Annotated in this window: 16 protein-coding genes; 3 read left to right on the forward strand and 13 right to left on the reverse strand. The window is 73.7% G+C overall.

From position 1 onward, the window contains the following. Window positions 1-14 precede the first annotated feature (14 nt). Window positions 15-890: a DMT family transporter gene (locus ACIO5E_RS26565; RefSeq protein ID WP_400672233.1), complete on the reverse strand. Its 876-nt coding sequence runs from the start codon at window positions 888-890 to the stop codon at window positions 15-17. Window positions 891-918: 28 nt separating this feature from the next. Between ACIO5E_RS26565 and ACIO5E_RS26570 the strand changes: the two genes are divergently transcribed. Further along, window positions 919-2,370, forward strand: a complete 1,452-nt coding sequence (locus ACIO5E_RS26570) for a PLP-dependent aminotransferase family protein (RefSeq protein ID WP_400672236.1) — start codon at window positions 919-921, stop codon at window positions 2,368-2,370. 33 nt (window positions 2,371-2,403) lie between these two features. On the opposite strand, the gene htpX is transcribed toward ACIO5E_RS26570, so the two are convergent. The 11 genes from htpX to ACIO5E_RS26625 all read right to left on the reverse strand — a co-directional run bounded on the left by htpX (window position 2,404) and on the right by ACIO5E_RS26625 (window position 13,548). Continuing rightward, window positions 2,404-3,267, reverse strand: a complete 864-nt coding sequence (gene htpX / locus ACIO5E_RS26575; RefSeq protein ID WP_400672238.1) for a zinc metalloprotease HtpX — start codon at window positions 3,265-3,267, stop codon at window positions 2,404-2,406. Window positions 3,268-3,454: 187 nt separating this feature from the next. Beyond that, window positions 3,455-5,002 (reverse strand): NADH-quinone oxidoreductase subunit N, encoded by a 1,548-nt coding sequence (locus ACIO5E_RS26580; RefSeq protein ID WP_400672240.1) that lies wholly within the window; start codon window positions 5,000-5,002, stop codon window positions 3,455-3,457. 56 nt (window positions 5,003-5,058) lie between these two features. Next, window positions 5,059-6,639 (reverse strand): NuoM family protein, encoded by a 1,581-nt coding sequence (locus tag ACIO5E_RS26585; RefSeq protein ID WP_400672243.1) that lies wholly within the window; start codon window positions 6,637-6,639, stop codon window positions 5,059-5,061. A 62-nt stretch (window positions 6,640-6,701) separates the two neighbouring features. Next, window positions 6,702-8,735: an NADH-quinone oxidoreductase subunit L gene (locus tag ACIO5E_RS26590; RefSeq protein ID WP_400672245.1), complete on the reverse strand. Its 2,034-nt coding sequence runs from the start codon at window positions 8,733-8,735 to the stop codon at window positions 6,702-6,704. Further along, window positions 8,732-9,103, reverse strand: coding sequence for an NADH-quinone oxidoreductase subunit NuoK (gene nuoK, locus ACIO5E_RS26595; protein WP_400672248.1), 372 nt, complete (start codon window positions 9,101-9,103; stop codon window positions 8,732-8,734). Before nuoK ends, ACIO5E_RS26590 begins: the two co-directional genes overlap by 4 nt. Continuing rightward, window positions 9,103-9,810 (reverse strand): NADH-quinone oxidoreductase subunit J, encoded by a 708-nt coding sequence (locus ACIO5E_RS26600; RefSeq protein WP_400672250.1) that lies wholly within the window; start codon window positions 9,808-9,810, stop codon window positions 9,103-9,105. Before ACIO5E_RS26600 ends, nuoK begins: the two co-directional genes overlap by 1 nt. Further along, window positions 9,807-10,364, reverse strand: a complete 558-nt coding sequence (locus ACIO5E_RS26605) for a NuoI/complex I 23 kDa subunit family protein (RefSeq protein ID WP_400672252.1) — start codon at window positions 10,362-10,364, stop codon at window positions 9,807-9,809. Before ACIO5E_RS26605 ends, ACIO5E_RS26600 begins: the two co-directional genes overlap by 4 nt. Before the next feature lie 73 nt (window positions 10,365-10,437). After that, a complete protein-coding gene (nuoH, locus tag ACIO5E_RS26610) occupies window positions 10,438-11,397 on the reverse strand; it encodes an NADH-quinone oxidoreductase subunit NuoH (RefSeq protein WP_400672254.1) in 960 nt (319 codons plus the stop codon). Beyond that, window positions 11,394-12,584, reverse strand: a complete 1,191-nt coding sequence (locus tag ACIO5E_RS26615; protein ID WP_400672256.1) for an NADH-quinone oxidoreductase subunit C — start codon at window positions 12,582-12,584, stop codon at window positions 11,394-11,396. The genes nuoH and ACIO5E_RS26615 overlap by 4 nt, the downstream gene beginning before the upstream one ends. Continuing rightward, window positions 12,581-13,216, reverse strand: a complete 636-nt coding sequence (locus ACIO5E_RS26620; protein WP_400672258.1) for an NADH-quinone oxidoreductase subunit B — start codon at window positions 13,214-13,216, stop codon at window positions 12,581-12,583. Before ACIO5E_RS26620 ends, ACIO5E_RS26615 begins: the two co-directional genes overlap by 4 nt. Then, complete coding sequence (locus ACIO5E_RS26625; protein WP_371522778.1) at window positions 13,207-13,548, reverse strand: NADH-quinone oxidoreductase subunit A; 342 nt, start codon at window positions 13,546-13,548, stop codon at window positions 13,207-13,209. Before ACIO5E_RS26625 ends, ACIO5E_RS26620 begins: the two co-directional genes overlap by 10 nt. A gap of 429 nt (window positions 13,549-13,977) precedes the next feature. Here ACIO5E_RS26625 and ACIO5E_RS26630 point away from each other — a divergent pair, with 429 nt between their 5' ends. Beyond that, window positions 13,978-15,147, forward strand: coding sequence for a sensor histidine kinase (locus tag ACIO5E_RS26630; protein WP_400672344.1), 1,170 nt, complete (start codon window positions 13,978-13,980; stop codon window positions 15,145-15,147). Window positions 15,148-15,292: 145 nt separating this feature from the next. Here the strand turns inward: ACIO5E_RS26630 and ACIO5E_RS26635 are convergent, their stop codons facing one another. Beyond that, entirely contained in the window at window positions 15,293-16,441 is a 1,149-nt protein-coding gene (locus ACIO5E_RS26635; RefSeq protein WP_400672261.1) for a S1C family serine protease, read from the reverse strand. Between the two features lie 189 nt (window positions 16,442-16,630). On the opposite strand from ACIO5E_RS26635, the gene galE reads away from it, so the two are divergent. Then, a complete protein-coding gene (gene galE, locus ACIO5E_RS26640) occupies window positions 16,631-17,617 on the forward strand; it encodes a UDP-glucose 4-epimerase GalE (protein ID WP_280675335.1) in 987 nt (328 codons plus the stop codon). Window positions 17,618-17,685 lie beyond the last annotated feature (68 nt).

Genomic DNA, 17,685 nt, shown 5'->3' on the forward strand with positions numbered 1-17,685 from the left:
CGCCCGTACCCGTCTCAGGTACGGGCGCGCTGCGTGACGGCGATGCAGACCAGCACCACCCCGGCCGTGACCGGTGCCGCCGTCGGCAGCTCCTCGCCCAGCAGCAGCACCGACCAGACCAGCGTCAACAGCGGCTGCCCGAGCTGCAGTTGGCTGGCCCTCGGCACCCCGATCGCCGCCATCCCCCGGTACCAGAGCACGAAGCCGCCGAGCTGCGACACCGCCGCCGTGTACGCCAGCCCGGCCAGCGCCTTCGCCCCGAGGTGGACCGGCTCGGCGGGAAGGGCGAGCGCGGTGGTCAGCAGTGTCACCGGCAGCGCGGCCACCACCGCCCAGGCGATCACCTGGGCGCCCGGCAGGTCGCGGGAGAGCCGTCCGCCCTCCGCGTACCCGGCCGCGCAGACCAGCAGCGCCACGAACAGGTGGAGGTCGGCGACGGTCGGCTGGCCGTGGCTCTGCAGCAGGGTGAAGGCGAGCACCGCCACCGCCCCGGCCAGCGCCGCCGCCCAGAACGCCCGGGACGGCCGGCGCCCGGTCCGCAGCGCCGCGAACACCGCCGTGGCCAGCGGCAGGACGCCGATGACCACCGCGGAGTGGGCCGTCGAGGAGGTCCGCAGGGCGAGCGTGGTCAGCAGCGGGAAGCCCAGGACGCAGCCCCCCGACACCACCAGCAGGGCCGGCCAGTGCCGCCGGGGCGGCAGCGGGGCGCGGGCGGCGGCCAGGTAGAGCGCGGCGAGCAGGCCGGCCACGGCGCCGCGCAGCCCGGTCGCGGTCCACGGGCCGAAGCCGGTCAGGGCCCACGCGGTGGCGGGGAAGCTGAGCGAGAAGGAGGCCACCCCGAGGGCGGCCAGGGCGGTGCCGGAGGCGGGGCTCTGTGGTGCTATCGCCATCGGGCGGGTAGCGCTATCTTGTGCCGTCATGAACGAGCGTAGCAGTGGGGCCGAACTCGCCGACAGGTTGCGACCGGAGGTCGAGCGCTACCCGGAAGGACGAAAGCTGCCGTCCAGCCGGGCCCTGGTGGAACGTCACCAGGTCAGCCCGGTGACGGTCTCCCGGGCCATCGCGCTGCTCGCCGCCGAGGGCCTGGTGGTCTCCCGGCCGGGCGCCGGGGTGTTCCGGGCCTCGGCCTTCACCGGCGGCTCGCCCGCCACCGCGTCCGCCGCCCGGCCCGGCGACCTCTCCTGGCAGGAGGTCGCGCTGAGCGCCGACTCCGGCCCCCGCGACCTCGCCGCCGACCCGCTGTTCGGCATCCTGAACGTGCCGCCGCCCGACGTCGTCGACCTCAACGGCGGTTACCCGCACGCTTCCCTGCTGCCCGAGCGGCTGCTCGCCGCCGCCCTCGCCCGGGCCGGCCGGCGCCCCGGCGCCTGGGACCGCCCGCCCGCCGACGGCCTCACCGAGCTGCGCGGCTGGTTCGCCCGCGACATCGGCGGCAACAGCGGGCCGCTCGGCGCCGGCGACGTCCTGATCACCGCCGGCGGGCAGAGCGGGCTCACCATCGCGCTACGCGCACTGGTCGCCCCCGGCAGTCCGGTCCTGGTGGAGTCCCCGACCTACCCCGGCACCCTCGCCGTCGCCCGGGCCGCCGGGCTGCGGCCCGTCCCCGTCCCGGTCGACGCGGACGGCGTCCGCACCGACCTGCTGGCCGCCGCCTTCGACGCCACCCGCGCCCGGGCCTTCGTCTGCCAGCCGCTGTTCCAGAACCCCACCGGCGCGGTGCTCTCCCCCGCGCGCCGCACCGAGGTGCTGCGGATCGCCCGGGCGGCGGGCGCCTTCGTCGTCGAGGACGACTTCGCCCGCCGACTCGCCCACGCCGACGCCCCCGCCCTGCCGCGCCCGCTCGCCGCCGACGACCCGGACGGGGTCGTGGTGCACCTGCGCTCGCTGACCAAGCCCACCTCGCCCAACCTGCGGGTCGGCGCCCTCACCGCCCGCGGCCCGGCCCTGCAACGACTCCGGGCCACCCAGGTGGTGGACAGCTTCTTCGTGCCCCGGCCGCTCCAGGAGGCCACCCTCGAACTGGTCGGCGACCCGGGCTGGGCCCGCCACCTGCGCACCCTCGCCGCCGAACTGCGGGACCGCCGCACCACCACCGTCGCCGCCCTGCACCACGAATTGCCCGGCCTGCTCGGCGCCTACCGCCCCGGTGGCTACCACCTCTGGCTGCGGCTGCCCGACGGCACCGACGACGCGGCCCTCGCCGCGGCCGCCCTGCGCGCCGGCGTCCTGGTCACCCCCGGCCGCCCGTACCACCCGGCCGAGCCCCCGGCCCCCCACCTCCGCCTCAGCTACGCCGCGGTCGACACCCCCACCCGCCTGCCCGAGGGCGTCCGCCGCCTCCGGCGCGCCTACGAGGAGGTGGTCGGCTGACGGAACCGCCACCGCCACCAGGGCGGCGAGGCCTCAGGGCCGGTAGCCCGCCATGCGCTCCAGCCGGGCGATGCGCTCCGCCATCGGCGGGTGGGTGGAGAAGAGCTTCGCACCGGCCTCGCCCGGACGGAACGGGCTGGCGATCATCATGTGGCTGGCGGTCTGCAGCTGCGGCTCCGGGGGGAGGGGCAGCCGGCGGGTGCCGGCTTCGAGCTTGCGCAGGGCACTGGCCAGGGCGAGCGGGTCGCCGGTGATCCGGGCGCCGTCGGCGTCGGCCTGGTACTCGCGGGAGCGGCTGACCGCCAGCTGGATGAGCCCGGCGGCGAGCGGGCCGAGGATCATGATGGCCAGCATGCCGAAGAGGCCCGGCCCGTCGTCGTCGTCGCTGCGACCGAGGGGGATCAGCCAGGCGAAGTTCACCAGGAACATCACCACCGAGGCGAGCGCCCCGGCGACCGAGGAGATCAGGATGTCCCGGTTGTAGACGTGGCTCAGCTCGTGCCCGAGCACGCCCCGCAGCTCGCGTTCGTCCAGCAGCTGCAGGATGCCGTCGGTGCAGCAGACGGCCGCGTTGCGCGGGTTCCGGCCGGTGGCGAAGGCGTTCGGGGCGGGGGTCGGGGAGATGTAGAGGCGGGGCATCGGCTGGCGGGCCGCGGTGGAGAGCTCGCGGACGATCCGGTACAGCTGCGGCGCCTCGATCTCGCTGACCGGCCGGGCCCGCATGGCCCGCAGGGCGAGCTTGTCGCTGTTCCAGTAGGCGTAGGCGTTGGTCCCGAGGGCGACCAGCAGGGCGATCACGAAGCCGGTCCGGCCGAAGAAACCGCCGATCACCAAGATGAGCGCCGAGAGTCCGCCGATCAGGACGGCGGTCCTCAGTCCGTTGTGCCGGCGATGCACGTCAGGCCCTCCAATGGTGCGGTGGGGAAGCCCTTTCTGCCTCGTCCCTCTTGCCCGGTCAACGGGTGGGGGCCCGGGCCTTGTTCCCTTGTGACGGGCGTGACACCGCCGCGGCACCGGCGCCTCGGCGCCGCGCCCGCCCCCGCGCCCGCCCGGCCGGCCACCGTCGCGGGCGGCCCCGGCGGGCTCAGAACAGGCTGCCGCCGGCGACCTGGAGGACCAGCTGCGGGGCGAACGACAGGACCACGGCCACCGAGGCGGTGAGCCCCAGCGTGGCGGTCAGGCCGGCCGGCAGCCGGCGTTCGACCTCGGCCGCACCCAGCGGCTCGGTGTCCGGCGCGGGGGCGAACAGCCGGGCCGTCCAGAGCAGGTAGTAGTACAGCGCGACGACCACGTTGACGGCCATCACGACCGCCAGCCAGCCCAGCCCGGCGTCGACGGCCGCCCGGAACACCACGACCTTGCCGAACAGGCCGATCACGCCCGGCGGCAGCCCGGCCAGGCAGAGCAGGAAGAAGGCGAGCGCGAGGGCCGTCCAGCGGCGCCGGGCGAACAGGCCGCGGAAGTCGTCCACGCTCGTCCCGGCCCGGCGGCCGACCGCCGCGACCACGCCGAACGCGCCGAGGTTCACCACGCCGTAGATCAGCGCGTACGCGGCGGTGGCGCCCAGCGGGTCGACCCCGGTGGGCGCGTAGCCGGCGGCGGCGAGCGGCACCAGCAGGTAGCCGGCCTGGCCGACGGAGGACCAGGCGAGCAGCCGCACCGCGCTGTACCGGGTGTCGAAGCGCTGGCGCAGCGCGCCGACGTTGCCCACCGTCATGGTGACGGCGGCCAGCACGGCGAGCGCCAGGCCCCAGGTGTGCGCGTACGGGCGGAACGCGATGGTGGTGGCGAGCGCGAGGCCGGACAGGCCGGCCGCCTTGCCGACCACCGAGAGGTAGCCGGCCACCGGCAGTGGGGCTCCGGTGTAGGTGTCGGGCACCCAGAAGTGGAACGGGACGGCGGCGACCTTGAAGGCGAACCCGACCAGGGTCAGCACGGCGCCCGCCTCGGCCAGCGGCTTGAGCTGTCCGGGGGCGTGCTCCAGGCCCTGCGCGACGGCGCTGAGGTGCAGGCTGCCGCTGGCCGCGTAGACGAAGCCGATGCCGAGCAGCATCACGGCGGTGGCGGTGACGGAGGAGACGAAGAACTTGAGCGCGGCCTCGGCGCCCCGGCCGTCCCGGCGCAGCGCCACCAGGGCGAAGGCGGGCAGCGAGGCGACCTCCAGGGCGATCACCATGGTGGCGAGGTCGCGGGAGGCGGGCAGCAGGGCGGCGCCGGTGGCGCTGGAGAGCAGCAGGAACCAGTACTCGCCGCCGGGCAGCTTCTCCTCCTCGACGGTGTGCGCGGAGAGCAGCGCCGCGATCAGCGCGCCGCCGAGGGCGAGCAGCTGGAACACCAGGGCGAAGTGGTCGGCGACGTACGAGCAGCCTGCGTTGTCAGTGGCCCCTGCTACGTTCTGCACGCAGAAGGTCGCCCGGGGTGATCCCCCGGTGAGGGGGAGGAGCGCGATGAGGGCGAGGGCGAGTCCGGCCGCGGTGAGGCGGCCGAGCCACTTCCTGTGCCGCTCGGGCAGGAACAGGTCGGTGACCAGGACGGCGAGGGCGGCCACCGCGGCGATCAGCGGGGGCGCGATCGCCACCCAGTCCACGGACTGGATCAGGCTGCCCGGGTTGGCTACGGCGAGGGAGGTCACAGTGTGCTGCCCCGTGGAGTGAGGTCCGAGTGCGGCGATCTGGGCTCCGAGCACGGTCAGCCACCCCCGAGGAGGTGCTTGACGGCGGGATCGGAGAGGCCGAGCAGGAGCGCGGGCCAGAGGCCGGCGAGCAGGGTGAGGGCGGCCAGCGGCGTCCAGCTGACGGCCTCGTACGGGCGCAGGTCGGCGAGCCCGTCCACCGGGGCGGGCTGCTTGGGGTCGCCCATGCAGACGCGCTTGACCACGATCAGCAGGTAGGCGGCGGTGAGGAGGGTGCCGAGACCGGCCAGCACCATGTAGGTGACGAACGCGGGGCGCGACAGGCCGTCCGCCGGGTCGAACGCGCCGAACATGGCGAGCAGCTCGCCCCAGAAGCCGGCCAGGCCGGGCAGGCCGAGGCTGGCGACGGCGGCGAAGGCGAGCAGTGCGCCGATCCGCGGGGCCCGGCCGTACAGCGCGGCCCCGGTGGCGCCGGCGAGGGTGTCGAGGTCCGCCGTGCCGTAGCGGTCCTTGAGGGCGCCGACGACGAAGAACAGCAGACCGGTGATCAGGCCGTGGGCGATGTTGGCGAACAGCGCGCCGTTGACGCCCACCGGGGTGAGGGAGGCGATGCCCAGCAGGACGAAGCCCATGTGGCCGACGGAGGAGTACGCGATCAGGCGCTTGAGGTCGCCCTTGGCGCCGGGGCGGGCCAGCGCCAGACAGGCCAGTGATCCGTAGACGATGCCGACGGCGGCGAACGCGCCCAGGTAGGGGGCGAGCGTCGCGGTGCCGTCGGGCACGACCGGGAGGAGGACGCGGACCAGACCGTACGTGCCCATCTTCAGCAGCACGCCGGCGAGCAGCACCGAGCCCACCGTCGGGGCGGCGGTGTGCGCGTCCGGGAGCCAGCTGTGCAGCGGCCAGGCGGGGGCCTTGACCGCGAGCCCGACCATGATCGCCAGCGCGGCGATCACCTGGGTGGTGTGGCTCAGTCCGCCGCCGTGCGCGGCGGCCAGGGCCTGCATGTCGAAGGTGCCGGCCTTGCTGCCGATCAGCAGGAAGCCGAGCAGCATCACGGCCGAGCCGAGCAGCGTGTACAGGATGAACCGGTTGGCGGCGGGGGCCTTCGCGCCGCTCCCCCAGCGGGCGATCAGGAAGTACATCGGGATCAGCACGATCTCGAAGGCCAGGAAGAAGAGCAGGAGGTCCAGCACCGCGAAGGTGGCGAGCATGCCGACCTCGAGGAGGAGGAACAACCCGACGAAGGCCTTCGCCGAGGGACGGTGCCCATCAGGGGTTCCGCCCCGGGCGTCCCCGCCCGGCAGCCGCTTCTCCGAGTACAGCGCGCAGAGGAAGGTGAGCAGTGCGGTCAGCACGATCAGCGGCAGCGAGACGCCGTCCACGCCGAGGTGCAGGCGCACGTTGAGGGCCGGGATCCAGGACACGTCGGTGGTGGCCTGCATCCGGGCGGGCTCATCGTGGTCGAAACCGGCCGCCAGGGCGACGGTGAGCAGGAACACCGCGCCGGTGACGACGCTGTTCAGCCGCAGCGCCCGCCGGTCGGCGGCGGCCGGCCCCGGGCCGAACACCGGCGCCAGGGTGAGCGCGGCGCCGAGCAGCGGCAGCACCAGGAGGGCGATGAGGACTGCGTTCATCGGGGGCTCCTACGGGCGGCGGTCGGAATCGGGGGAACCGGGGAGAGGAGGTACGGCATCCGCTACACCGCCACCAGGACGGCCAGCAGGACGACGCCGGCGAGCAGTGCGCTGAGGTAGGTCTGCGCGTTGCCGGTCTGCGCGAGCCGGACGGCCCGGCCGAGCAGGTTGGCGCCGGCCCCGCTGCCGCGCACGTAGGTCTCGACGACCTCGCGGTCGAGGAAGCGGACCAGTCGGGCGGCGGCGGCCACCGGGCGGACGAACAGCACGTGGTACAGCCGGTCGACGCCGAAGCCGTGCCGGGCCGGGCCGAACAGCGGGCCGAGCAGGGTGCGGCCCGGGTCGGCGACGATCACCTCGGCGGCCGGGGCTCCGGCCTGCTCGGGCACCCGGCCGGTGCCGGCCGGGACGGGTCGGCCGGCGGTCAGCCGCGCGGTCGCCGAACGCCAGGCGCCGTAGGCCGCGAGCACGCCGATCACGGCGAGCCCGGTGCCGATGACGGCGGTGACCGCGGAGGGGCGCAGCGAGCCGCCGTCCAGCAGCGCGGGCAGCCAGTCCGAGCGCAGCCCGGCGATGCCGAAGCCCATGGTCGGGATCGCCAGCACCCAGAGCGGCCAGCGCATCGCGGCCGGCTCGGCGGTGGCCGGGTCGGCCTCGTCGAGCTCGGGCGAGTACGGCGCGTCCGCCTCGTGCTCGGCGCCGGACGCCGCAGCTGTGGCCGCGACAGTGGCCGGGCTGTGGAAGGCCAGCAGGTAGAGCCGGGTCGCGTACGCGGCGGTGAGCAACGCGGTGAGCGCGGCCGAGATCAGTACGATCCACCCGGCGGCCTCCGGCACGGCCGAGGCCGGGCCGAGGCCGTTGGTGAGCGCCTCGCCGTTGGCGGCGTGCTCGGCGGCGGTCAGCACCGCCTCCTTGCTGAAGAAGCCGGAGAACGGCGGCAGCCCGACCAGGGCGACGAGCGCGATGCCCATCGTCCAGTAGGCGTCCGGGACGCGCTTGCGCAGCCCGGGGATCCGGGACATCGCGGAGATCGAGTTGGTGTGCGCGGCGTGGATCACCACACCGGCGGCCAGGAACAGCAGCGCCTTGAACGCGCCGTGGCTGACCAGGTGGAAGACGGCGGCCTCGCGGTCGCCGGCGGCCAGCGCCCCGGCCATGTAGCCGAGCTGGCCGACGGTGGAGTAGGCGAGCACCCGTTTGAGGTCGTCCTGGGCGAGCGCGCAGAGCGCCGAGCCGATCATCGTGACGGCGGCCATCACCGCGAGCACGACCAGCGCCGCACCCGACAGCAGGAACACCGGCAGCAGTCGGGCGACCAGGTAGATGCCGGCCGCGACCATGGTGGCGGCGTGGATCAGCGCGGAGACCGGCGTCGGACCGGCCATCGCGTCCGGGAGCCAGGTGTGCAGCGGGAACTGCGCGCTCTTGCCGGCCACCCCGGCGAGCAGCAGCAGGGCGATCAGCGTCGGGTGGCCGAGCCGCCCGTCGCCGGCGGCGGCCAGCACGTCGGGGACCCGGAAGCTGCCGGCGTCCGCGCCGAGCAGGAAGATGCCGAACAGGAACGGCACGTCGCCGAGCTTGGTGACCAGGAAGGCCTTCAGCGAGGCCGAGCGGGCGTCCTCGGTCTCCCAGTGGTGGCCGATCAGGAAGTACGAGCAGATGCCCATGACCTCCCAGCCGACCAGCAGCACGATCAGGTCGCCCGAGTAGACCACCAGGAACATCGCCGCGGTGAACAGCGAGACCAGCGCCGCGTACGACGGGTAGCGCGGGTCCTCCTTGAGGTACGCGGTCGAGTAGACCTGCACGCAGGTGGCGACCAGGCCGACCAGCACGGAGATCAGCGAGCTGAAGCCGTCCAGGTGGAGGCCGAGCGCGATGTCCGGGCCGCCGGTCGGGGTGAGCCGGGTGGCGGCGTCGAGGGCCTGGCCGGTGCCGAGCTGGAGGGCGACGACCAGGGCGAGCACGGCCGAGACGGCGACCGGCACGATGGCCAGCGGCCGGGCCAGTCCGGGCGCCTTCTTGCCGACGGCCAGGGTCGCGGCGGCACCGAGTGCGGGCAGCACGGGGACGAGGACGGGCAGGGCGAGGTTCATGCGGCGGCCTGGCCCTTCAGTGCCTCGGCTCCGGTCGGCGCCTCCTCGGCGAACGGCTCGGCCGGGTCGCCGAGCGCGGTGGCCCGGTCGATGTCCGCCGTGCCCCGGGCCCGGAACAGCAGCAGGACGATGGCGAGCCCCAGTCCGATCTCGGCGGCGGCGACGGTGATGGTGAACAGGGTGAGCGCCTGGCCGGCGTGCAGCGAGTCGCGCAGCCAGGTGTCGAAGGCGACCAGGTTGAGGTTGACGGCGTTGAGCATCAACTCGACGGACATCAGGACCAGGACGGCGTTGCGCCGGGCGAGCACGCCGTACACGCCGACGCTGAACAGCAGCGCGGCGAGGACGACGGGGTAGGCGAGGTGCATCAGCCCTCCTGCTCGGTGGTCGGCGACGCGGGAGAGGCGGGGGCGGCGGGAGCGGCCGGCTTGGGCACGGTCGCGGCGACGGTCCCGTTCGACCCGACCGGCCGACCGGCGCGCAGCCGGCCCGCCCGGGGCGCCGGCACCCGCCGCTTCGACCCGCGCGACAGCACGATCGCGCCGACCAGCGCCGCCAGCAGCAGCACGGAGAGGGCCTCGAAGGGCAGCACCCAGTGGCGGAACAGGCTCTCCCCGGTGACGGCGGCCGAGCCGCCCCCCGCGCCGAGGTCGATCCAGGAGGTCCGGAAGGCGTCGACGACCAGCGTCACCAGCGTCCCGGCCGAGGCAAGCGCCACGGCCAGGGCCACCCAGCGGTTCTTGGAGTCGGCGTCCGGCGAACGCCCGATCGGCGCCTTGGTGAGCATCAGTCCGAACAGCACCAGCACGATCACCGAGCCGAGGTAGATCAGCACCTGCACCCAGGCGATGAACTCGGCGGTGAGCAGCAGGAACTCCACCGCCAGCCCGCCGAGCGCGACCACCAGCCAGAGCGCGGCGTGCACCAGCTGCTTGGTGGTGACGGCGACCAGGGCCGAGCCCAGCACGGCGACACCGACCAGCAGGAAGACGATCTCCACCCCGGTCGGGGACAGGAACGAACGGGCGGCCGGCTCCAACGAGCCGGTCGCCGCGAGCAGGGTGGCGGCACTCACGGGGCCTCCCCCTCCTCCGAAGCGGCGGCGGCCGCGGCGGCCGCCAGTTTGTCCGCCGCCTTGCGCGCGGCGGCGATCTCCTTGGGCTCCTCGGCCGCCGGGTCCAGCGCCGGTGGCGCCGGGACGGTCCACATCCACTCGCGGAGCTTGTCCCGCTCGTGGGTCAGCTCCAGGATGTCCGTCTCGGCGTACTCGAACTCCGGCGACCAGAACAGCGCGTCGAAGGGGCACACCTCGATGCAGATCCCGCAGTACATGCAGAGCGAGAAGTCGATGGCGAACCGGTCCAGCACGTTGCGGGTGCGGGCCCGCGCGTTCGGCTCGGCTGCCGGCAGCGTCTCCTTGTGGGAGTCGATGTAGATGCACCAGTCCGGGCACTCGCGCGCGCAGAGCATGCACACCGTGCAGTTCTCCTCCAGCAGCGCGATGACGCCGCGCGAGCGCGGCGGCAGCACCGGCTGCACCTCGGGGTACTGCGCGGTGACGCTCTTCTTCGTCATCGTCCGCAGAGTCACGGCCAAGCCCTTGGCCAGGCCGGCACCGGGAAAGCTCATGCGCCCACCTCGCTTCGCCCGGCAGGGGCATTCGCCCACACGCGCCTGATGATGATTCGCTCGCTTCGCTCGCTCATGAGATCGCCACCTTGATGATGCCGGTGAGGGCCAGCTGGACGAGGGCGAGCGGGATCAGCCCGGTCCACGCGAAACGCATCAGCTGGTCCTCGCGCAGACGCGGGTAGGTGACCCGCAGCCAGATGACCACGAAGGCCAGCGCGAAGGTCTTCAGGATCATCCAGAGCCAGCCGAGCTGGTCCGACAGCGGGCCGTGCCAGCCGCCCAGGAAGAGCACCGCGGTCAGCGCCGACACCACCAGGATGCCCACGTACTCGGACAGCAGGAACAGTGCGAAGCGCAGCCCGGTGTACTCGGTGTACGCGCCGAAGATGATCTCCGAGTCGGCGACCGGCATGTCGAACGGCGGGCGCTGGAGCTCGGCCAGGCCGGCCGTGAAGAACACGAACGCGCCGATCAGCTGCCAGGGCAGCCAGTACCACTCCCAGGCGTCCACGATCCCGGGCAGCGACAGCGTGCCGGCGGCCATCGCCACCGAGGCCGCCGCCAGCACCATCGGCAGCTCGTAGGACATCAGCTGCGCGGCCGTGCGCAGGCCGCCGAGCAGCGAGAACTTGTTCGCCGAGGCCCAGCCGGCCATCAGCTTGCCGATCACGCCGACGCCCATCACGGCCAGCACGAAGAACAGGCCGGCGTCGATCGCCTGGCCGACGAAGCCGTCCGGGCCGACCGGGATCGCCAGCAGCACGAACAGGTACGGCAGCAGCGAGACGGCGGGCGCCAGCTGGAAGATCCGGCGGTCCGCCCCGGCCGGGACGATGTCCTCCTTCTGCGCGAACTTCACGCCGTCCGCGACGAGCTGCGCCCAGCCGTGGAAGCCACCGGCGTACATCGGGCCGAGCCGGCCCTGCATGTGCGCCATGACCTTGTGCTCGGTCTGGCCGATGACCAGCGGGAAGACGAGGAAGACGACCAGGGTGGCGACGCAGCGCAGCACCGTGTCGAGCAGGTTCACGTGCCGCCTCCGTCCTGGCCGGCCGGTCCGGCCGAGGTCTCGTCCTGCTCGCCCGCGGGCGCGGCGGGCTCCGCCGGCTCCGCGGGCGTCTGCGCCTCGGCGGGCTCGACCGGCGCAGCGGGCTCCGCGGGTGCAGCTGAGTCGGCGGGCGAGGCGGGCTCGTCGTGCGCGGGCACCGGGTGGTGCCAGGGCGCGTCCGAGGAGCGGGTCCGCGCGGGCGCCGGGCGCCCGGCTTTCGGCTCGACCGGCGCGCCAGCCTCAGCGGGCGCAACGACCTCAGCGGCCTCGGCAGCCGTCGGCTCCGCGGCCTGGCTGACCGAGCCGGCGGACACCGACCTGGTCCGCCGCGGCCGGTCCGCCCGCACCGCCGCCGTCTCCTCACCTGCGGCGGCAACGGCAGCGGCACCGGCAGCGGCCGGCTCGGTGCCGGGCTGGCTCGCCGACCCCTCCGCCACCGACCTGGTCCGCCGCGGCCGATCCGCCCGCACCGCCGGCGTCTCCTCACCTGCGGCGGCAGCGGCACCGGCAGCCGCCCGGGGCGTCCGCCCGGCCGCGCCCGCCGCCCGCGCACCGCGCGCCGGCCGCTCGGCGACCGGCGGCAGGGTGCCCTTCAGCGGCCCCCACTCGTTCGGGTCCGGCACGCCGGCCGGCTGCATCTTGCGTCGGGCCGGCCCGTCGCCGTGGTCGGACTCGCCCGGCTCCTTGGCACCCGGCCAGGCCTTGGCGACCCTCGCCGCGAGCACGAACTCCTTGCGCAGCGGGTACCCCTCGAAGCCGTCCGGCAGCAGCAGGGTGGCGAGGTAGGGGTGCCCGGGGAAGTCGATGCCGAACATCTCGTGGGTCTCGCGCTCGTGCCAGGCGGCGCCCGCGTACACCGGGACGGCCGTCGGCAGCGCGGCGCCGTCCCGCGGCACCCGGGTGCGCAGCGTCAGGTGGCGGACGCCCGGGGCGTCGGCGGAGGCGAGGTGCACGACCACGGAGAAGCCCTCGGCGAGCTCGTCGACGGCACTCAGCCAGTCGAAGAAGCCCAGGCCGAGCACGTCGCGGGCGTTGGTGAGCGCCTCGATCCAGTGCTCGGCGGGGACGTCGACGGTGATCAGCCCGTAAGCCTCGGCGCCGGTCGCCCACTCCCCGACCGACGCCGCGTACTGCTCGGCGGTGCGCCCTTCGACGGCTCGCTCGCTCACGAGGCCCCTCCCTCGGTCGACGGCCCCGCCACCAGCGGGCGGCGCAGCGCCGCCGCGGGCGCGGTGTAGCGGTCGGGCAGCGACTCGGCGGCGATCTTCTCCTGGAGCTTGAGGATGCCCTGGAGCAGCGCCTCGGGCCTGGGCGGGCAGCCGGGCACGTAGACGTCGACCGGGATGATCTGGTCCACGCCCTTGGTGACCGAGTAGGAGTCCCAGTACGGGCCGCCGGAGTTGGAACAGGCGCCGAAGGAGATGACGTACTTCGGCTCGGGCATCTGCTCGTAGAGGCGCTTGACGGCGGGCGCCATCTTGTCGGTCACCGTCCCGGAGACGATCATCAGATCGGCCTGACGGGGGCCGGGCGCGAACGGAATGACGCCCATCCGGATGAAGTCGTGCTTGGCCATGGACGCGGCGATGAACTCGATCGCGCAGCAGGCCAGGCCGAAGTTGAAGCACCAGAGGCTGTAGCGGCGGCCCCAGTTGAGCACGACCTTGACCGGATCGGGCGCCAGCCGGGCCAGCGGACCGATGCCGCGGCGCTCGACGGCACCGGGGCGGGACGGGTCCGGGAGGCCGAGCGGGACCGGCCCGCCCTGGGCGCCGTGCGAGTGGGTGTGCGTCACGTCCATTCCAGAACGCCCTTCTTCCAGGCGTAGAGCAGGCCGACCGCGAGGAAGCCGATGAAGAGGAACATCTCGATCAGCGTTCCGGCGCCGTACCCGGCGGTGGCGAAGACCGTCGCCCACGGGAACAGGTAGATCGCGTCGACCGCGAAGATCACGTACAGGAAGGCGTACACGTAGTAGCGGATCTGGGTGTGCGCCCAGTCCTCGCCCACCGGGTCCACCCCGCACTCGTAGGCGAGGAGTTTCTCGGGCGAGTACACCACCGGCCGCAGCAGTCTGTTGGCGGTGAACGCCACGGCGACGAAGAGCACCCCGACGACGGCCAGCAGGCCCATCGCGGCGTACGCGTCGAAGTAGCCGCCGCCGACCGCCGGGTCGGCCGCGACGGCAGCCGCGTGCTGCCCCTCCATGCCTTCGCCCTCCACCTCGGCCGTGAACAGCCCCTCAAGGCAGTTCTACGACGTTTCCTCTCACGGTCATAACCATGGCCAATGCGTGAGTCTAAGGGGAGGGCTCCGCTCCGCCCGAACCCTGCCCGCTCCGCAAGACGTCCGGTGGACACTCCGGTGAACACCCGGGAGTGGCTCGACGACCAGGGCAGGGGTAGGGATAACCCCCGCTCCGGAAGATGTATCACCCCCATGGCCTCGCCCGCCCCCGGTTCGAGAAGCTTGGTGCACCAGCTCGATCAAGAGGGACGGTAGATCCAGATGAAGCCTCTGCACCGCCGCGCCGCGGACGCCATCAGGGAGCAGGACGCGTCAATGGAGCGCCCCCCGCTGTACGGCGCACGGATGTGGCGGCAGGCCGGACAGCTGCTGCTCAACCTGCCGCTCGGCATCGCCGGCTTCGTGCTCGCCATCACCATGCTCTCGGTCGGCCTGGGACTGTCCGTCACCGTGATCGGCCTGCCGCTGCTGGCCGCCGGGCTGGCCGGCTGCCGCGTCATGGGCGGGCTGGGCCGCCGTCGGGCCCGGTCGGCGTACGGCTCCGAGATCCACGAGCCGGAGCCGGTGCGGCCGCGCCGGCCGGGGGTGGTCGGCTTCACCATCGCCCACCTGACCGACCTGCTGAACTGGCGCTCGGTGCTCTACAACGTGCTGATGCTGCCCTGGGGCATCCTGAGCTTCACCCTGACCCTGGTCGCGGTCATCGTGATGTGGCCGGTGCTGCCCTGGGCGATCCGGGGGATGGCGGCGACCGACCGGATCCTGATCGAGTCGCTGCTCTTCCCGGGCGCCCTGGCCGAGCGGGTGCGCGAGCTGGAGGACGACCGCGGCACCGTGGTCGACACCGCCGCCGCCGACCTGCGCCGGATCGAGCGCGACCTGCACGACGGCGCCCAGGCCCGTCTGGTCGCGCTGGCCATGGACCTGGGCATGGCCAAGGAGCGGCTGCGCGAGATCGAGACCGAGGACGACGTGGCGGCCGCCACGAAGATGGTCGACAACGCGCACGGCGAAGTGAAGCTGGCCCTGCAGGAACTGCGCGACCTGGCCCGGGGCATCCACCCTGCCGTGCTCACCGACCGCGGCCTGGACGCGGCGCTGTCCGCGGTCGCCGCCCGCTGCACCGTCCCCGGCGGGGTCAGGGTGAACGTCGACCTGAAGGGTCCGGACGGCCAGGCCGAGCGGCCGGACTCGGCGGTCGAGGGCATCGCGTACTTCACCGTCAGCGAGCTGCTGACCAACGTCTCCAAGCACGCCGGCGCCCGCTCCGCCTCGGTCGACGTCTGGCGCTCGGACAACCAGCTGATGGTGCTGGTCCAGGACGACGGCAAGGGCGGCGCGGCCCCCTACCCGGGCAGCGGTCTGGCCGGGCTGGCCGAGCGGATCCGCGCGGTGGACGGGGTGTTCCTGGTGCAGAGCCCGGAGGGCGGCCCGACCAGCGTCACCGTCGAACTGCCCTGGCACACCCACACCGCCCGCCGCTGAGCACGGGCGTGGCACGGCGCCGGGACCTCGTCGAGGCAGTGACGAGGTCCCGGCGCCGTCCGGTGCGGCGGCCGGCCGGTGGCACCCTTGCGCGGCGCGCGGTCGGCCGGGCCGGGCCGGGCGTGGTCTAGGCGGCTCAGGCGGCCTAGGCGGCCCCCAGCGTGCCGAGGGTGACGTCGGCCGTCTTGCTGCTGCCGTCCCTGGTGTAGGTGACGGTGACCTTGCTGCCCGGGGTGAGCGAGGCGAGCGCGGTGGTGAGCGCGTTCAGCGAGTCGACCGTGACGTCCCCGAGCTTGGTGATCACGTCGCCGGCCTGCAGTCCCGCCGTGGCCGCCGGACCGCCCGCGGTGACCGCCACGATGACCGCGCCGGAGGGCTGGAACTGCTGGTTGAAGCTGGTCCGGGCGGTGATGCCGAGCGCGGCCCGGCCGGAGTTGGTGACCTTCCCCTGCTTGATCAGCTGGTCGGTGATGTTGGTGATGGTGGACGCCGGGATGGCGAAGCCGATGCCGGGCGCGGCCGCGCCGTTGGTCTGGGGCTCCGTCGCCGCGAGCGTGTTGATGCCGATCACCTGGCTGTCCAGGTTGACCAGCGCGCCGCCGCTGTTGCCCGGGTTGATCGCGGCCGAGGTCTGCACCATGTTGCCGATGGTGGCGCCCGGCGAGCCGCCGCCCCGGGGCTCGGAGACGGTCCGCCCGATGGCCGAGACGATGCCCTGGGTGACGCTGCTGGAGAGGCCGAGCGGGCTGCCCATGGCGAGGGTGATCTGGCCGAGCTGGACCTTGGCGGAGTCGCCGAAGGAAGCCGGCTTGAGGCCGCTCGGCGGGCTGCTCAGCTTGATCACCGCGAGGTCGGAGTCGGGATAGCTGCCGACCAGCGTGGCGTCCAGCGACTTGGTGCTGTTGGCGAGGGTGACGGTGAAGGTGGTCGCGGTGCCCACCACGTGGGCGTTGGTGACGATGTCGCCCTTGTCGTCGTAGACGATCCCCGAGCCGAGGCTGTCACCGGTGGTGATCTGCACCACCGAGGGCAGCACGTCGGCGATCACCTTCTGGTAGGCGTTCTGCAACTGGTCCCCGCCGCCCGGCTGCGAGGCTTCCGAGGAGGCCGGTTTGGCCGACGAGGAGTCCGCGACCGGCGCCGGGGACGAGGAGGAGCTGCTGCACCCGGCCAGGGCCAGCGCGGTCAGCACGGCCACCACACCGGCCGCGGGCCACCGGCCGCGCGCCGCCTTGGGACCGGTCGGCCGGGGCCCGGCCGGCAGGGGACGGGCGTGTTCCTTCTTTCGGCTCACCTGGCTGCCTCCGATTCGTCACCACGCTGATAGCACGGAAATCTTTGTCAGCATTTCACCGATTTGTACGATTCGACCGTTCGACTCGCCCGCCAGCCGCCACGTAACCCGAACGCCCCGGGGTCCGTCGTGAAGCTCCCGTCCTCGGGCGGACGACGGGAGTTTGACGACGGACCCTAGGATCAGCGCATGACTTGGTTGATCACCGGCGGTGCCGGATACATCGGCGGGCACGTCGTCCGCCAGCTGCTCGACGCCGGTGAGCGCGTCGCCGTCCTGGACGACCTCAGCACCGGCGACGCCTCCCGGCTGCCGGACGGCGTCGCCCTGGTCAAGGGCTCCACCCTGGACCGGGCCGCCCTGGACGCCGCCATCCGCGAGCACGCGGTCGAGGGCATCCTGCACTTCGCCGCCAAGAAGCAGGTCGGCGAGTCCGTCGAGCAGCCGTTCTTCTACTACCGGGAGAACATGATCGGCCTGCAGACCGTCCTGGAGGCCGCCGCCGAGGGCGGGGTCAAGCGCTTCCTCTTCTCCTCCTCCGCCGCCGTCTACGGCATGCCGGACGTCGACCTGGTCACCGAGTCCACCCCCTGCGCGCCGATGAGCCCGTACGGCGAGACCAAGCTGGCCGGCGAGTGGCTGGTCGCCGCCGCCGGGAAGGCCCACGGCATCTCCACCGTGGCACTGCGGTACTTCAACGTGGCCGGCGCCGCCTCGCCCGAGCTCTCCGACGCCGGGGTCTTCAACCTGATCCCGATGGTCTTCGAGCGGCTCACCGCCGGTCAGGCGCCGCGGGTCTTCGGCGGCGACTACCCCACCCCGGACGGCACCTGCGTCCGCGACTTCATCCACGTCTCCGACATCGCCTCGGCCCACGTCGCGGCCGCCAAGCGGCTGGCCGCCGACCCGGCCGGCGAGACCTCGCTGGTGCTCAACATCGGCCGCGGCGAGGGCGTCAGCGTCAAGGAGATGCTGGAGGTGATCGGCGAGGTCACCGGCTACGACACCACCCCCGAGGTGACCCCGCGCCGCCCCGGCGACCCCGCCCGGGTGGTGGCCTCGGCCGACCTGATCCGCCGCGAGCTGGGCTGGAACGCGCGCCACGGCGTGGCGGAGATGGTCTCCTCCGCGTGGGAGGGCTGGTGCAGCCGCCACCCCGAGGCCCGCAAGGCCTGACCCGAGCCGACCCCGCTCCGACCCGACCGCCGCGGCGGCGGGGCACCCGCCCCGCCGCCGCAGTGGTT

This window comes from Kitasatospora sp. NPDC087314 (assembly GCF_044744365.1).
GTDB lineage: Bacteria > Actinomycetota > Actinomycetes > Streptomycetales > Streptomycetaceae > Kitasatospora.